Genomic DNA, 16,463 nt, shown 5'->3' on the forward strand with positions numbered 1-16,463 from the left:
GCCTGAAGTAATTGTAATGTCTGTACTACTCGGACCATCACCTCCAAAATCATCATTGCTTACTACTGCTATATCTATTGTATTATCTTCCAAAACAGTAGCCACATCATTATTTGCTTCAGGAATGAAATCAGTACAAAAGTCAAAGCTTCCAATACCTGAACCATGAACATTCCCACTAGAACAAGTTGTACAATCTTCCCATACAATTGTAATACTAGCAATTCCATCTACATCTTGAAAATTTACCCCTACTTGATCGTTATCTCCGGTAGTAGAACCTCCTGTTGCATTGACTATACCTGTGCTATTATCGGAGGTATAAGACGGTGTAGCCGAATTCGTGAATGTAGGAAAAATTGTATTACCATCACCATCTAAAGCTGTTATTGTAAATGAATCTCCATTAGCTCCTAAACCATTAATATGATACAAATCAAATCCAAATGAATAAACATTAGAACTAAAACTAATAGTTTGCGTTATGTTTCCTCCTGCTGTAAAACCTGTTGTAAAAAACTGTAAAACTTCATTTGTAGTACTTCCTGAAGCATCAGTCGCAACATCTGGCGTATCAGGTCCCCCTGCAAAATTCCATTCCTCTAAACTTCCTGTTTCTCCCGAAAAAGTGTGTGTAATATTCACACCTGACCCATCTACATTTGTAAATGTATTTGTTAAAGCCCCATCTGGCGTCCAATCAAATTCATTTACACCATTTGGCGAACTTGTGTCCCAATTCAATTCATATACTGTTCCCCCACAATTTGGAATTTCATGTAAAATAGGCTCTTCTGACAAGCAAGAAATAGTTGCCTCCCATCCTCCTGAAGAGAATAAGTTATCTGATGCAAAAACGAAATGTAATTGCGCCCCAGAAGATATTATTGTTCCAGGTGGACTACCTCCACAATAAATACCAATTAAGTTTGCTGCTACTGCTGTATTTCCATTGTATATCTCTAATCTATCAAAAAAGCAGTCTAGGTTATTCTCCACTAAAAAAGAAGTAAAATCCACTACTAAATTCCCCCCCGTAGCAGAAGTTAATGTAAAATTATGGTTTTCATTTATTCCATAATCACCTGTAGATCCCCCCGAATCAACAAAAACCCCACTACATACTGTTTGATCACTTCCTGAAATAGGATATTCTTGTGATAAAACATTAAAAAAAGATGCAAGTAAGACCAACAAAATCAGTCTTACTTTAAAATTGTAAAAGTCCCCCATATAATGATAACTTTTAAATGTTGAAAACTTATCCCCTATAACGTTCCCATTGGTAGCTATCAGAAACTAATACAATTAGATACTCAAAAAAATATGGATGTTAGATTAAAAAGTTGACGTGAAGTATAAAATAAAAATAACTTACATTCCCTGTCTCAGACATTCAAAGCTAAAGAACCCATATCGAGCAAGTTATACAAAACTTCCTGATAACGGGGGAACGTAACCTTAACAAATATATATATTTTTTTTTGTTAAAGTATGTTAATTAAAAATATTTCCTTCTTCTTTTTCACACAAATAGTGTTTATCCCCAGTAAGTAATAGTAATATTAAGGAATACAAAGAAAATACAGCATAATATTAAATCATTGTAAAACCTAACGAAGTTGCTATAATTCATTTTAAGTTACTTTTACGAAACTCTTTTAAAACAATTTATTTTTTTAATAGAAGTTTAATTTTATCTATCACGGTTTCTACCTGTTCTTTCGTAGAAAATTTACTGAATGAAAATCGTATTGAAGTTTTATTTAATTCATCTTCATCTAGCATTTCTTTTAAAACATGCGAAACTTTTTTCCCTCCACTTTGACAAGCACTACCACTTGAAGCCATTACACCTGACAAATCTAAATTGAACAACAGCATTTTATCAGAAATCGGAAAACGTACATTCAAAATATAAGGGCTTGATTTTTCAGCATCTGAAGAATTTCCATTAAATGATACATCTTGAAACACTTCTTTCAATTTCTCGCAAAAATACTTTTTGAGACTTAATACGTACTCTTTATTAGTCTCTAAATTTTGCAATGACATTTCCAAGGCTTTTTCCATCCCCAAAATTCCATGTACATTTTCAGTACTTGATCGTATACCTTTTTCTTGATTTCCTCCAAGTAACATAGGCTTAACAATATGTTTATCATTAAAATATACAAAACCTATTCCTTTAGGCCCATGAAATTTATGAGCACTCGCTACTAAAAAGTCAACAGGATATTTTTCCAGATTGATATCTATATGCCCCACAGCCTGCACAGCATCTGTATGCAATAACGCTTTGCTTTCTTGACAAATTTCTGAGACTTCTTTGACAGGTAAAATATTACCTATCTCATTATTCACCATCATTAAACTTACCATCGTTTTTTTGTCATTTTCTAACAAAACCAATTTAAGTACTTCTATATCTACTTCTCCATTTTTGTTTACAGGAAGGTATACAATTTCGATTCCATGTTCACTTCTAAGGTTTTCTACAACATTTAAAACTGCATGATGTTCTATTTTTGTAGTAACAATTCTTTCAATATTAAGGTTTTTAACCGCATTATTGAGTATCAGATTATTTCCTTCAGTTCCACTAGACACAAAAACAATTTCTTTTGCTGTAACTTTTAACTGTTTAGCTATTTTTTTTCTTGCAGTTTCTACTACCACTTTAGCCTTTCTTCCCATTTGATGTGTAGAAGATGGGTTACCGTAGTTTGTCTCCATTGCTTCTTGCATTACTGTTATAACTTCTGAAAGCATTGGTGTAGTAGCAGCATTATCAAAATAAATTGTTTTCATATCCATTTCTTTATTAGGCAAAGGTACTATTAAGAATTTTGAAAAACATATACTTCTGTTGCTCCCATACCATATTTTTGATAAGAAGCATCTTGATATTCTACAGGGTATTTATTAAACAAATATTGTAGTTCGGCTTTTAAAACTCCTTCTCCAACTCCATGTATAAAAACTATTTTTGAAATTTTCTTTTCTATACAGTATTCTAATTTTCTTTTTGCCGTTTCTAATTGTATCGATAGAATATCATAATTATCAAGTCCTTTTGTCGATTTCACTAGCTTTTCTGCATGCAAATCCACTTCCATTACAATTTCGTTCTTTCGTTTTTTAAAGGTATTTTTTTTCGTTTTTTTCTCTACTTGAATTTTACTTTTTAATAATTGAGATGAAACTTTTGTAGTTTTTAATAATTCACCTTGGTCTACTCCTATTTTCACCAATTCTGATGAAAAAAACCACAATTCCATATCATCACTAGTCTTGATTAATATGTTATTCTTTTCGATTTTTATTACGATTCCTTCAACAACATCATCTAAAACAGCTACTTTATTACCGATTTCTAAACACATACTTAACCTTATCTTAAAAATAGATACCTTTTTAGTTCCTTAATTTTGCACTAATTAATTATTGTACAAAAATACACTAAACCCCCGGTTAACAAGCGTAAAAATTATAATGATAAAAAACAGTTATACTACCACTAAAGATTTTTTTGAAAATGCAAAGAACGATATAGTTCTTACAGAAGAAAGAAAAGAGCTACTATTCTCTATTTCAGATACTATTATTGAAGAGTTTGAAGATCGTGATAAAATTAATTTAAATTTTATTTGTACTCATAATTCACGTCGTAGTCAAATGGCGCAAGTTTGGGCTTTTTACGCAATTAATTATTTTCAATTAAAAAATCTTTTTCCTTTTTCTGGTGGTACTGAAGTTACTACTTTTCATCGTAACACAGTGAAGTCTTTGCAAAAAACAGGATTTGAATTTAATGTTGATGATTTCTCGCATCAAAACCCTCGTTATTTAATCTCTTTTGCTGGTTCTAAAGATTCGATCTTAGGTTTTTCTAAAACATATGATGATGAGAATAATAGCTATCCATATATAGCAATTACTACTTGTGATAGCGCTGATGAAAATTGCCCTTTTATTCCTGATGCAATTCATCGTTTTCATTTGCCATATGTAGACCCTAAACTTGCAGACAATACAGAATCTCAAAGCGAAAAATATCTGACAACCAGTAAACAAATTGCTGGAGAATTATTCGTAATTTTTGAAGAAGTAAAAAGGCTTCTTGATGAAGAAAATACAGCAATTTAATTTTCTATTTTCTTATACTAATTCTTAAATCTCTATTGATTTATCGTAAGGAATACTGTCCAAAATATGCTCTATACATGTAATTCGAGCCTCAGTTTTTCTATTAGCTCTAATTATTTTCCAAGGTGATAGTTCTGTGTTTGTTTTCTTAAACATTTTCTTTTTATAGGCTGTATAATCGTCCCATAACTCTTGTGCTCTTTCATCTACAGCTGTCATTTTCCATTGTTTTAATGGATCATTTTTTATTTCATCAAAACGCTTTTGCTGCTCTTTTTTAGAAATAGACATGTAAATTTTTACCAAACGAATCCCAGATTGTAAGATCATTTTTTCGAAACCATTTACCTGTTTCATAAAAACCTTATACTCTTCTTCTGTACAGAATCCATTTACAGGCTCTACTACAGCTCTATTATACCAGCTCCTATCAAATAACACTAACTCTCCTGCTTTTGGGAACTGTTCTACATAACGTTGAAAATACCATTGCGTAGTTTGTTCTTCACTAGGTTTGGGTAACGCTACAATTCTCATATGTCTAGGATTAATTCTTTCTGTAATCCTACGAATAGCACCACCTTTACCAGCTGCATCACGCCCTTCGAACAATATTATAATTCGTTCATTGTTTTCTATCGCCCAAGTTTGTAGTCTAATTAATTCTACTTGAAGTTTTTCTAATTTCTGCAAATAGTTAACATAACGTAATGCTCTTTCTACATTATATGGCTCTCTAGAAAGCATTGCTAATAAACCTTCTTTAGAATTAAGCTTTTCTGCATCCTGCTCTGTCAATTTAAATTCCGTATTGTGAGGATTCATATTATTTACAGTCATTTTAATCGTTTTGTTTTACAGATCTGAAATAACGCATTACTACATTAGGATCTGGATTTAAATTAATCATAGCATCTTCTTTTCCATCATAATCGAATTTAGACAGTACATGTCTTATCGCTTCTAATCTAGCCGTCTTTTTTCTGTTCGTTTTAATAATTGTCCAAGGACAGTATGTTGTATGTGTATTTGTAAACATCTCTCCTTTATAATAGGTGTATCTGTCCCATAACTCTTGCCCTTTTTTATCTACTGGACTAAATTTCCAATGTTTTAAAGGATTTCCTTTTCGTGCCTCAAAACGTTTTAATTGTTCTTTTTTTGAAATTGATAACCAAAACTTTATTACTAAAATCCCATCTTCATATAGCATGTGTTCAAACTCAGGAACCTGCACTAAAAACTTTCGGTATTGCGCTTCTGTACAAAAGCCCATTACTGGCTCTACTACCGCTCTATTATACCAACTTCTATCAAAAAACACAATTTCACCTGGATTTGGTAGTTCTTTAATATAACGTTGAAAATACCACTGCCCTCTTTCTACTTCAGTTGGTTTATTTAAAGCAACCAAACGAGAAGAACGTGGATTTAAATGCTCCATAAAACGCCTGATATTTCCTCCCTTACCAGCAGCATCTCTACCTTCAAAAATAACAGCTACTCTTTTGTTATTTTTAGCAATCCATTGTTGTAGTTTTACCAATTCAATCTGCAAACATCTTAGCTCCTGCTCGTAAATCAAATCTTTTTCTACTTTTTTAAAAGGGATTTCTTTTTCTGCTATTAAAGCTAACAACTCTTCATTGCTTTTAATTTCCTCAAAGTCTTGAATGGTTAATCTAGGCGTATCCTTCATAGTGTGTTAATGAATTACTAAAGTATAAATTCTTAGTAAGAATCTTATTATTTTTTTGTTATTTCACTATCTTTAGACGGTACATTTTGTTTATGAAAAAAAGTTTTTTACTAACATTGTTATTTATCAATGCTTTAAATTGTATTTCTCAAGTGAAATATAGCAGCTCATTTAATATTATAAATGACAACGATTTATACATATCTACATCTCAAGATAGATACTATACAAATGGAGTTTTCTTATCATATAATTATATGAGTAAAAAAGCTTCTGAAGATCAACTCAAAAAAATCTATTCAATACAATTAGGACAACGCATGTATAGTCCTTTTAAAGCAAACGTCCGAGATATTCGCGAGCATGACAGACCTTTTGCAGCTTATTTATACGCCGGTTTTGGCTTTCGAAATTTCTATAAAAACAATACTTACTTCGGACTTTCAGGAGAAATAGGTGTTATTGGTCCCTCCGCTTTTGGAGAAGAATCTATGGAGTTTGTTCATAATATTTATGGTTTTGCTCCAGCAACTGGATGGAAATACCAAATTAAAGATGCTTTTGCTCTCAATTTTAAAGCAGAATATCTTAAGGAACTTACTGCATCTTCTAATAAATATTTTGATTTAAATTGGAAGAATGAGGCCACTTTAGGAACGGTTTTTACTGATGTTTCAACAGGTTTTCATGGTAGAATTGGTATAAAACCTCTACAAAAAGCAGCAAATTCTGTTGCTTTTAATAGTAATTTAAACAATGACGCTACTGAAACTAACAATGAAAAAGAGCTGTTTTTTTACATTAATCCGATGCTAAGATACACCTTATATGATGCTACAATTGAAGGAAGTTTTTTGAACGACAACAGTATTATTACTTATGATGTAAGACCTTTAGTATTAACGACTGAAGTTGGTTTTTGGTTTACCACAAACAGATTTAATTTTAAATATATGATAGTACATCATACCAAAAAATTAGAAAGCGAAAATGTATCACGACATAATTTCTATGGCGGAATACAAATCAATTATTTATTTAACTAATAAACAAAAAGTACAAAAGTGTTGATAAATTAATTTTAAAAATTGATTGAATAGAATATCTTTGTACAACAAACTACTTTAGAAAGAACAAATGAAATTTATTGTATCTAGCTCACATTTATTAAAACAATTGCAGGTTTTAGGTGGGGTTATTAATAGTAATAATACGTTACCAATCTTAGATAATTTCTTATTTGAATTATCTGAAAACGAATTAAAAGCTTCTGCTTCTGACTTGGAGACAACCATGAGCGCAATTGTTAATGTTGAAAGTACCGATACTGGATCTATAGCTATTAATGCTAGATTATTATTAGATACCTTGAAAACATTTCCAGATCAGCCTTTAACTTTTAAGACTGAAGGAGAGAATACTATAGAAATAAGTTCTGAACAAGGTAAATATGACATGGCTTTTTATAATGGGGATGAGTTTCCAAAAGCCATTGAACTTCCTTCACCTACAAGTACAGAGATTCCTGCGCATGTTTTATCTACAGCTATTTCGAAAACGATTTTTGCTGCTGGTAATGATGATTTAAGACCTGTGATGAGTGGAGTGTTTTTCCAGTTCAATTCTAAAGAATTAACATTTGTAGCTACAGATGCACATAAATTAGTAAAATATACTAGAACAGATGTTTCTGCTGATAAGTCTGCAGAATTCATTATGCCTAAAAAACCACTTAACTTGCTAAAGGGTATTTTAGGTGGAGTTGAAGACAATGTTTTAGTTGAATATAACGATACTAATGCTAAGTTTACTTTTGATAATGTAGTTTTAGTTTGTCGTTTAATTGATGGAAAGTATCCAAATTACGAAGCTGTAATTCCAAAGGAAAACCCTAATAAATTAACTGTAGATAGAGCTTCTTTCTTAAACTCAGTACGCCGTGTATCGATCTTCTCTAGTAAGACTACACACCAAATTCGTTTAAAAATGGCGGGTACTGAATTAAATATTTCAGCTGAAGATTTAGATTATGCCAACAAGGCAGATGAGCGTTTAAGCTGTGATTACCAAGGAGATGACATGCAAATTGGTTTCAACTCTCGTTTCCTTAGTGAGATGTTAAACAATTTAAATGCTAACGATGTTCAACTAGAGATGAGTTTACCAAATAGAGCGGGAATCTTAACTCCTATAGATGGAACTGAAGATGGAGAACACGTAACAATGTTAGTTATGCCAGTAATGTTAAACGGATAGCATAAACATTTTATAAAATATAATAGTAAAACACAGCTTTTAAAAGGCTGTGTTTTTTATTTTACAATCATTTTAGTTGTATCGTAAAGATTTGATTCATTTCTTACCTGTAAAAAATAAATTCCTCTACTAAGTTGAAAATCTGCCAAATTTATTAGTACTTCCTTTATTCCTTTAATTGTAAAATCACTAAACGTTTCCACTATTAATCCGTTTATATCAATTATTGAAATACTTACCTCTTCACTCCTATCTGATTCAATTAAAAGCTTACAATTGTTTTTAACTGGGTTGGGATATATTTTCTGAATATTTAAATCACTAAAAACAGCTTCATATTTTTCATTTTCTCCATATTCATCTAATAATAATTTTACGCTTTTAAACACGTTTAATCTGCCTTCTGAAGTTATTATGTTTTCTAATGAAACACTTTTGTCGCTTCCTTCTAAAATGAGTTGTTTTATTAACAATGCTGTTTCTTGTGGTCTTTCTATGATATCATTTTGAAATTGCTCAATAAAAACTGTATATAAAAGTCCAATTGTACCACTCACATAAGGCGCAGCTGCAGAAGTCCCTCCAAAAACTCCATATTCACCTGAATTTAGCAATGTAACGCTTCGATCACCAGGTGCTGCAATATCTACAGAATAGCTACCATATGCAGCTTCTACTACTTTTTCATCTAGTTTGTTAACATTAGTTACGGTTAGTAAATATTCACTCCTACATGTCGAAGGCATATCTCCTACTTCATCTACATTGATGTTATTATTAGGTACAGAAGAAACTACTAGTACACCTTGTTCTCCTAACTCATTATAAATACTGCACCATTCAGGAAAATCAGCAGCCCATAGCATATTCTTACCCCAAGAACAATTTACAGCTACAATAAATGCACCTTCTTTTCCTCCAGTTTCATTATACTTTTTCCGCATAGATAAGACATAACGCAGAGACTCTAAAACTTCATCAATCTTATCTCCTTTTACTAGATTCATTAGTTTAATTTTTTGTGCACTAGACACCAATCTATTTACTAAACTAAAAACTGGTGTTCCATGCCAATCTCCTAACCCATTATTTATTACATCGTTTGTATCGTTAGAAAAATTCCAACCTTCATAATCATCTACATACCCATTTCCATCATCATCAATATTATTATTTGGAATTTCATGAATATTTGTCCAAAAAACAGTTTCTGAGAACAATTCCTTCCTAACAGCTCCATCAATAATTGCTATTACTGGAGATTTTGGAGTTTTTTCTACTTTTTCTAAAACCTTTAATGCTTCATAAAATTGAATTTTTTCAAAGTTTTGAGCATTAATTATTTCTTGTACTCCAAACAACGTGCAACAAAACAAAAACAGGCGAAATATAATCGCCTGTTTTTCTGTCTTTCTATTCTTATTCTTCAATTTCAATGATTACTGAATTATTAGTTCCTTTATATTTTCTTCTAGCTTTCATTCTATAACAAGGAGTTTCTGTATGAGAAGCAGTTTCATTATTTTTAATTCGCTTCCACTCACTCACTATTGTACTCCAACCACTGTAAGAATATCTTTTATACTGTACTCCATAATAACCTCTTTTCCATGCATTACGCCCAAAAACATTTACGGTTACTGTATGATCTGACGAAGTATCTGCAACACTATAATGAGTAGAATAAGACCACCCTCTCATGTCTTCATTATACGGAGGTACTTCTTCTAAAATAATTCTTTTATTTCCTGCATTTATTTGCTTACTAAGAATTGTGTAAGAAATTTCAGCAGCTACTTCATCAGAATCATCTTCATTATAATTATTTGCTCTACTTTCATCTTGATCTGTAGCATAAACATCTTCTAATGATTGATTTTTATCAATAAGTTTCAAATTAAAATTCTTTGCAGTCCACATGTTAAGTACCGATTGATCATCTGATCCTATGAGTACTACAACAGAGTTTTCCTGATTCTCATCAAAGATTTTTAATTCTTTTTGAAATTTTCCTAATTCTTCTTGAATACTATTTTCTTCTACTTGTGCAACAGATTCATCTGAGCAAGAATTAAAAAATAATGACATTGTAAAAAATCCTACAATTGATAAAGTAGTTACTAATTTTGTTTTAAAGTTTTTCATTGTTGTTAAATTTAAAATGATGTTACCTACTCATACGCTTTTCGGTTTCCGCGTTGGTAAAGGCTGATCAATTCCTTTCTTTTTCTTTTAAAAGAACACTGCAAACATAAATAGCGAACACAATGAAGATGTAATGATTAGTCCTAGTTTATAGAAAGGAAAAACACTCAGAAAAAAACCAGTGAAGTCATGTGCTTTTTGATTTAACTTTTTTTGTTAATATTTTAAACTTTAATAAGTCATAAATAATTGTATTTTTACGTTCTGTAAATACATAAAAAGTATGGGAAAAATTATAGCAATTGCAAATCAAAAAGGTGGAGTAGGTAAAACAACTACTTCAGTAAACTTAGCAGCTGCTCTGGGAGTGCTAGAAAAGAAAGTTTTGTTAATTGATGCAGATCCTCAGGCAAATGCTACCTCTGGATTAGGTATAGACGTAGAAACTGTTGAGTTTGGTACGTATCAGGTATTAGAGCATACATCTTCTGTTAAAGACACTATTATAAAAACAGAATCCCCAAATGTAGATTTAATTCCTGCCCATATTGATTTAGTTGCCATTGAAATTGAATTGGTAGATAAATTAGAACGTGAATACATGCTTAAAAAAGCATTAAGCGAACTTACTGAAGAATATGATTACGTATTAATAGATTGTGCTCCTTCTTTAGGTTTAATTACATTAAACTCTTTAGTTGCCGCTAATTCTGTAATTATTCCTATTCAATGTGAATATTTTGCACTTGAAGGTTTAGGTAAGTTATTAAACACAATAAAAAGTGTACAAAAGATTCATAACAAAGAGTTAGAAATTGAAGGTTTATTACTAACAATGTACGATGCTCGTTTACGTTTATCTAACCAAGTAGTAGACGAAGTTAGAAAGCATTTTAGCTCTATGGTATTTGACACAGTAGTACACAGAAATATTCGATTAAGTGAAGCACCAAGTTATGGAGAAAGCATTATTTCATACGATGCTACAAGTAAAGGTGCTGTGAATTATATTAACTTAGCGAACGAAATTATTAATAAGAATTAAGATACAATGGCAAAAGCAACAAGGAAGCAAGCTTTAGGAAGAGGATTATCTGCTTTGTTAAAAGAAACTGCAGAAGTAAATTCAGCATCTGATGAAAATGCTGACAAAGTTGTTGGGAGTATTATTGAAATTGATTTAAAATTAATTGAGGTAAATCCTTTCCAACCACGTACTTATTTCGATGAAGAAGCGTTAAATGAATTAGCAGCTTCTATTAGAGAATTAGGGGTTATTCAACCTATTACTGTTCGAAAGTTAGCAGAAGACAAATTTCAACTTGTTTCTGGAGAGCGAAGATTTAGAGCTTCTAAATTAATTGGTAAGGAAACTGTACCTGCTTATATTAGAATTGCTAATGATCAGGAAATGCTAGAAATGGCATTAGTTGAAAATATTCAACGTAAAAATCTTGATCCTATTGAAGTAGCTTTATCATACCAACGATTAATTGATGAAATTAAGTTAACTCAAGAAGAGTTAAGTGTTAGAGTAGGTAAAAAACGTTCTACAGTAACAAATTACTTACGATTATTAAAATTAGACCCTATCATCCAAACTGGAATGAGAGATGGTTTCATTTCTATGGGACATGGTAGAGCACTTATTAATGTTGAAAGTGAAACAGATCAGATAAACATTTACGAGAAAATTTTACGTGATAAATTATCTGTTAGACAAACGGAAGATTTAGTTCGTGTTTTAAAAACTGGAAAAATCCCAAAACCTGACACTAAGAAAAAAGCACTACCTGCTGAAATTTCTAGTAGTTTAAAAGGACTTACAGATTTTTTTGACACTAAAATTGACGTTACTGTTAACAATAAAGGAAAAGGAAAAATTTCAATTCCTTTTAAATCTATTGACGACTTTAATCGCATCAAAAAATTATTAGAGTAATTGAAAAGATCTTTTCACATATTTGTTTTTGCCTTCTTTTTTACAACTGTTGCTATTTTTGCTCAGCAACAAAAAGATTCGATAAAAACTACCAAACGATCTATTACAGTTTCACAACTACAAAAAGTAGATTACAATCCTTTGTCGCCATCTAGAGCTGCATTTTATTCGGCTATTTTTCCTGGTGCAGGTCAAATTTACAATAACAGATATTGGTGGCAATTACCATTGATTTATGGAGGAATGGCAACTAGTATTTATTTTTATATTGATAATAGTAATCAATACGATCGTGTTAGAACAGCTTTTAGAAGACGTAAAGCTGGTTTACCAGATGAATTTACGAATCCAGATGGTACTCAAATAATTTCTGATGCTGGATTAGAAAGTGCTCAAAGTCAATTACGTCAAAATAGAGATTTATCTTTATTAACTACAGTTTTAATTTATGTATTACAAATTGTAGAAGCTAGTGTTACTGCACATTTAATTCAGTTTGATGATTCTGATACACTTACTTTAAGTCCTTCAGCAATACCTGATCGAAGTTATTTTGAAAACTCTCCTAAAGTAGGTTTAACTCTTAAATATTCTTTTTAATATGAAATTAGCCTTACTAGGTTATGGTAGAATGGGTAAAGAAATAGAAAAAATTGCCCTAGAAAGAGGACATGAAATTGTTATTAAAACCTCTGGAGACGATACTTACCAAATTACTGATGCAGATGTTGCTATAGATTTTAGTATTCCTACAGCTGCTTTTGGTAACATTTCTAATTGTATAGAACACAATGTACCTGTTGTATCTGGAACCACTGGTTGGTTAGATGAATACGACGATGTTATTCAATTATGTGAAACTAAAAAAGGAGCATTTATCTATGCTTCTAATTTTAGTTTAGGGGTAAACATTTTCTTTGAGTTGAACAGACAACTTGCTAAAATGATGAAATTGCAAAATCAATATGATATAAGTATTGAAGAAATTCATCATACTAAAAAGCTAGATGCTCCTAGTGGTACTGCTATTACACTTGCGGAAGGAATTATTGGAAATACCGATAAAAGTGGATGGGAATTAGACAGAAAATCATCTGATGAAATTATTCCTATAAAGGCTATTCGAACACCAGAAGTGCCAGGTACACATACCATACAATACGATTCTGAAGTAGATAGCATAGAAATTAAACATACCGCTCATAATAGAAAAGGCTTTGCTTTAGGAGCTGTAATTGCTGCTGAATGGTTAAAGGACAAGCAAGGTGTGTTCACTATGAGAGATGTGTTAAACATAGGTTAAAAAACAAAAAATTGATAACGATTAAGACCAACACGCGTCTTATCTATTTATAAAAAATTAAACTAAAGAAATTATGTCATTGACTGGTTGGTTTATACTATTTTTAGTAGTACAAGTAATTCATTTTTTAGGAACATGGAAATTATATAAAGCTGCTGGTAGAAAAGCTTGGGAAGCTTTAATACCGGTATATAATGCTGTAGTTTTAATGTCTATTATTAAAAGACCAAAATGGTGGATTTTATTACTATTCGTTCCAATAGTTAATTTAATTATGTTCCCAGTAGTATGGATTGAAACTTGTAGAAGTTTTGGTTTTAAAACTACCAAAGACAGTATATTGGCAATTGTAACTTTAGGTTTTTATATCTACTATATTAATTATTTTGCGGAACCAGTTTATGATAAAGACAGAAGTTTAAAAGCACCTAGCGCAGCTGGTGAATGGATTAGCTCTATTGCTTTTGCTGTAATTGCTGCTACAATAGTACATAACTACTTTATTCGTCCATATGTAATACCTTCTTCTTCTTTAGAAAAAACATTACTTATTGGCGATTATTTGTTTGTAAGTAAATTCCACTACGGAGCTCGTGTTCCAATGTCTACAGTATCCTTACCTATGATTCACGATACTATTCCAGGATTAAAGGCAAAATCATACTTATTTAACGACAATTATGAAGAGCGTAATACTTCTTTAATTAACAAACTTCAATTACCTTATTTAAGACTTCCAGGGTTAACTAAAATTAAACGAAACGATATTGTTGTTTTTGGGCAACCTGCAGATACTTTGTTAGACATGAATGATTTTCATCCTGACAGAACATATTACAAGCCTATTGATAAAAAAACGAACTTAGTTAAGAGATGTGTTGGAGCACCTGGAGATAGTTTAGAGATTAGAGATGGTTATATTTTTATTAATGGAAAACGCTCTATTCTTCCTAAAAGTGCAAAACCGCAATGGTATCATATTGTAAATACAGGTGGTCAACAACTTAGCGATGCATTTTACAAAAGGTATAATGTTAGGAAAAATGAAATTAGATACAACCAACAAACAGGTGAATATTATCTAAACCTAACAGATGAAGAAGCTGCTTTGATGGCTAAGAACCCGATTGTAAAAAGTATTACAAAAAGAATTCTTCCTAAAGGATATCAAAATGAAGATTTATTCCCACAAAGCCCATTATATAAATGGAATGTAGATAATTTTGGTCCGATTTATATTCCTAAAAAAGGAGTTACTGTGGCCTTAAATCATAAATCTATTCCTTTTTACAAACGTCTTATTCGTGAATATGAGAAGAATGATTTGACCATTTTAAACGACGATATTTATATTAACGGTAAAAAAGCAGATACCTATACTTTTAAACAAGATTACTATTGGATGATGGGAGATAACCGTCAGAACTCATTAGATGCGAGAGCGTGGGGTTATGTTCCTTTTGATCATGTTATTGGTAAACCAGTAATGATATGGTTTAGTCGCGATAATGAAACCGGAAGAATTCGTTGGGAAAGAATGTTTACAACAGTTAGTAATGGGGAAACAAAATCTTATTTCTGGATTGGAATTATTTCTGCTATTCTAATTTTATTCTTTGTATTTAAACCTAAAAAGAAAAAAGCATAGCGTTTGGCACTTTTTATTCCTACATATTTTTCACCTATTAGTCAGTATGCATTTATTACGAGAGCTGATAATATTACTTTTGAACTTGAAGATAATTTTCAGAAACAAACCTATAGAAATAGGTGTTATATATATGGAGCCAATGGTAAACTTTCTTTAAACATTCCAATTAAACATCGTTCAAGTGTTGGACGAAAAAAAACAAAAGATACACTTGTTGAAAATGACTTTCCTTGGCAAAGTCAACATTTCAAATCTTTAAAAGCTGCTTACAGATCTTCTCCATACTTCGAATTTTTTGAAGAAGATATTTTTAAAATTTTCAACAAAAAATATGTATATTTAGTTGACTTAAATATTGATACGTATTTATTTGTTACGGATGCTTTACAAATTAGTCAAGATTTTTCACGAACAAATCAATATGAAATAACTCCATTGGCGGGCGATTATAGGGATTTTTCAATTGCTAAGAGTGGTAGTATATCAATAGAAATGGACACTTATACCCAAATGTTTGATGACAAACATGGGTTTATTTCTAATTTATCAATCTTAGATCTACTTTTTATGGAAGGTCCTAATGCATTGACTTTATTAGATACGGTAAGACTATTGTAGATAGACAACTAACTTAACATTAAAATATTATTATGGAAAGCGATTTAATTGCTTCATTCTGTAGTTTTTATATGAATAACGTATCAGATGAAGCCATTCATCAGTTTTCAAATATCGTAAAAACTAAAAAGTTTAAAAGAGGGGAAACTTTAATAAAAGGAGAACACGACAATATTTCGAAATTCTATATTATAAAAGAAGGGATTGTTGCTAGTTTTTCTAGAAATGCTAGTGAAGATAAAGAGTATATTAGAACAATTCATATTGAAAATTATGCCTTCACCAATCTTTATTATTTAGATTCAAATTTAGCGAATCTAGACTTGGATGTCAGCCCTTCTAGAGATTATTACAAGTGTTTAACAGATTGCTTGCTGCTAGAAGGTAAGTTTTCAGATTTTTTAAACCTCATCCAATCCAATCACGAAATTTGTTTTCTTTACAATAGAATAAATCAAACGCTTTTATTGCAGCTTTTAAAGCGATTAGACAGACTTTCTTTACTCGATGCTACTGATAGATATAAACTACTTAGATTACGTATTCCAAACATCGAAAACCTAATTCCTCAATACCAAATAGCAAGTTATTTAAATATTACGCCTGTTCAGTTAAGCAGAATTCGCAAAAAGTTATATTCTGAATAGATTTGTAAACCTATGTTTATCAATTAACTCTTTGATTTGCCATATATTTGCGG

The 16,463-nt window shown here is 31.1% G+C and carries 17 protein-coding genes; 10 read left to right on the forward strand and 7 right to left on the reverse strand.

The window, feature by feature from the left end; genetic code table 11:
* From ACKTTC_RS20405 to ACKTTC_RS20415, 3 genes are all read right to left on the reverse strand, one after another.
* On the reverse strand, nt 1-1,233 hold a 1,233-nt coding region (locus ACKTTC_RS20405), incomplete at its 3' end, for a CUB domain-containing protein (protein ID WP_408041726.1).
* Nucleotides 1,234-1,671: 438 nt separating this feature from the next.
* Nucleotides 1,672-2,811, reverse strand: a complete 1,140-nt coding sequence (locus tag ACKTTC_RS20410) for a cysteine desulfurase family protein (protein ID WP_408041727.1) — start codon at nt 2,809-2,811, stop codon at nt 1,672-1,674.
* Between the two features lie 29 nt (nt 2,812-2,840).
* The gene (locus tag ACKTTC_RS20415; protein ID WP_408041728.1) at nt 2,841-3,386 is read right to left on the reverse strand and encodes a Smr/MutS family protein; all 546 of its coding nucleotides are present in this window, start codon (nt 3,384-3,386) and stop codon (nt 2,841-2,843) included.
* A gap of 109 nt (nt 3,387-3,495) precedes the next feature.
* On the opposite strand from ACKTTC_RS20415, the gene ACKTTC_RS20420 reads away from it, so the two are divergent.
* Nucleotides 3,496-4,149 carry a low molecular weight phosphatase family protein gene (locus ACKTTC_RS20420; RefSeq protein ID WP_408041729.1) on the forward strand — a complete coding sequence of 218 codons (654 nt, stop codon included), beginning with the start codon at nt 3,496-3,498 and terminating at the stop codon, nt 4,147-4,149.
* Nucleotides 4,150-4,173: 24 nt separating this feature from the next.
* Here the strand turns inward: ACKTTC_RS20420 and ppk2 (ACKTTC_RS20425) are convergent, their stop codons facing one another.
* Together ppk2 (ACKTTC_RS20425) and ppk2 (ACKTTC_RS20430) are read right to left on the reverse strand one after the other, a co-directional pair.
* Nucleotides 4,174-4,989 carry a polyphosphate kinase 2 gene (ppk2, locus tag ACKTTC_RS20425; protein ID WP_408041730.1) on the reverse strand — a complete coding sequence of 272 codons (816 nt, stop codon included), beginning with the start codon at nt 4,987-4,989 and terminating at the stop codon, nt 4,174-4,176.
* A gap of 1 nt (nt 4,990) precedes the next feature.
* On the reverse strand, nt 4,991-5,848 hold the full coding sequence (gene ppk2, locus ACKTTC_RS20430) for a polyphosphate kinase 2 (RefSeq protein ID WP_408041731.1): 858 nt from the start codon (nt 5,846-5,848) through the stop codon (nt 4,991-4,993).
* Nucleotides 5,849-5,940: 92 nt separating this feature from the next.
* On the opposite strand from ppk2 (ACKTTC_RS20430), the gene ACKTTC_RS20435 reads away from it, so the two are divergent.
* Entirely contained in the window at nt 5,941-6,894 is a 954-nt protein-coding gene (locus tag ACKTTC_RS20435; protein WP_408041732.1) for a lipid A deacylase LpxR family protein, read from the forward strand.
* 91 nt (nt 6,895-6,985) lie between these two features.
* Nucleotides 6,986-8,104, forward strand: a complete 1,119-nt coding sequence (gene dnaN, locus ACKTTC_RS20440) for a DNA polymerase III subunit beta (RefSeq protein ID WP_408041733.1) — start codon at nt 6,986-6,988, stop codon at nt 8,102-8,104.
* A 56-nt stretch (nt 8,105-8,160) separates the two neighbouring features.
* Here the strand turns inward: dnaN and ACKTTC_RS20445 are convergent, their stop codons facing one another.
* Together ACKTTC_RS20445 and ACKTTC_RS20450 are read right to left on the reverse strand one after the other, a co-directional pair.
* Nucleotides 8,161-9,465: a S8 family serine peptidase gene (locus ACKTTC_RS20445; protein ID WP_408041734.1), complete on the reverse strand. Its 1,305-nt coding sequence runs from the start codon at nt 9,463-9,465 to the stop codon at nt 8,161-8,163.
* A gap of 58 nt (nt 9,466-9,523) precedes the next feature.
* On the reverse strand, nt 9,524-10,249 hold the full coding sequence (locus tag ACKTTC_RS20450; RefSeq protein WP_408041735.1) for a hypothetical protein: 726 nt from the start codon (nt 10,247-10,249) through the stop codon (nt 9,524-9,526).
* A 283-nt stretch (nt 10,250-10,532) separates the two neighbouring features.
* Between ACKTTC_RS20450 and ACKTTC_RS20455 the strand changes: the two genes are divergently transcribed.
* The 7 genes from ACKTTC_RS20455 to ACKTTC_RS20485 all read left to right on the forward strand — a co-directional run bounded on the left by ACKTTC_RS20455 (nt 10,533) and on the right by ACKTTC_RS20485 (nt 16,410).
* On the forward strand, nt 10,533-11,294 hold the full coding sequence (locus tag ACKTTC_RS20455; RefSeq protein WP_408041736.1) for a ParA family protein: 762 nt from the start codon (nt 10,533-10,535) through the stop codon (nt 11,292-11,294).
* A 6-nt stretch (nt 11,295-11,300) separates the two neighbouring features.
* Nucleotides 11,301-12,191, forward strand: a complete 891-nt coding sequence (locus tag ACKTTC_RS20460; RefSeq protein ID WP_408041737.1) for a ParB/RepB/Spo0J family partition protein — start codon at nt 11,301-11,303, stop codon at nt 12,189-12,191.
* Entirely contained in the window at nt 12,192-12,791 is a 600-nt protein-coding gene (locus ACKTTC_RS20465) for a DUF5683 domain-containing protein (protein ID WP_408041738.1), read from the forward strand.
* A 1-nt stretch (nt 12,792) separates the two neighbouring features.
* Nucleotides 12,793-13,494 carry a 4-hydroxy-tetrahydrodipicolinate reductase gene (gene dapB, locus ACKTTC_RS20470; protein WP_408041739.1) on the forward strand — a complete coding sequence of 234 codons (702 nt, stop codon included), beginning with the start codon at nt 12,793-12,795 and terminating at the stop codon, nt 13,492-13,494.
* A 73-nt stretch (nt 13,495-13,567) separates the two neighbouring features.
* Complete coding sequence (gene lepB, locus ACKTTC_RS20475) at nt 13,568-15,142, forward strand: signal peptidase I (RefSeq protein ID WP_408041740.1); 1,575 nt, start codon at nt 13,568-13,570, stop codon at nt 15,140-15,142.
* 3 nt (nt 15,143-15,145) lie between these two features.
* Nucleotides 15,146-15,763 (forward strand): WbqC family protein, encoded by a 618-nt coding sequence (locus ACKTTC_RS20480; protein WP_408041741.1) that lies wholly within the window; start codon nt 15,146-15,148, stop codon nt 15,761-15,763.
* Nucleotides 15,764-15,795: 32 nt separating this feature from the next.
* Nucleotides 15,796-16,410 carry a Crp/Fnr family transcriptional regulator gene (locus ACKTTC_RS20485; protein WP_408041742.1) on the forward strand — a complete coding sequence of 205 codons (615 nt, stop codon included), beginning with the start codon at nt 15,796-15,798 and terminating at the stop codon, nt 16,408-16,410.
* Nucleotides 16,411-16,463 lie beyond the last annotated feature (53 nt).

Source organism: Tenacibaculum amylolyticum (genome assembly GCF_964511145.1).
Taxonomy (GTDB): Bacteria; Bacteroidota; Bacteroidia; order Flavobacteriales; family Flavobacteriaceae; genus Polaribacter; species Polaribacter amylolyticum.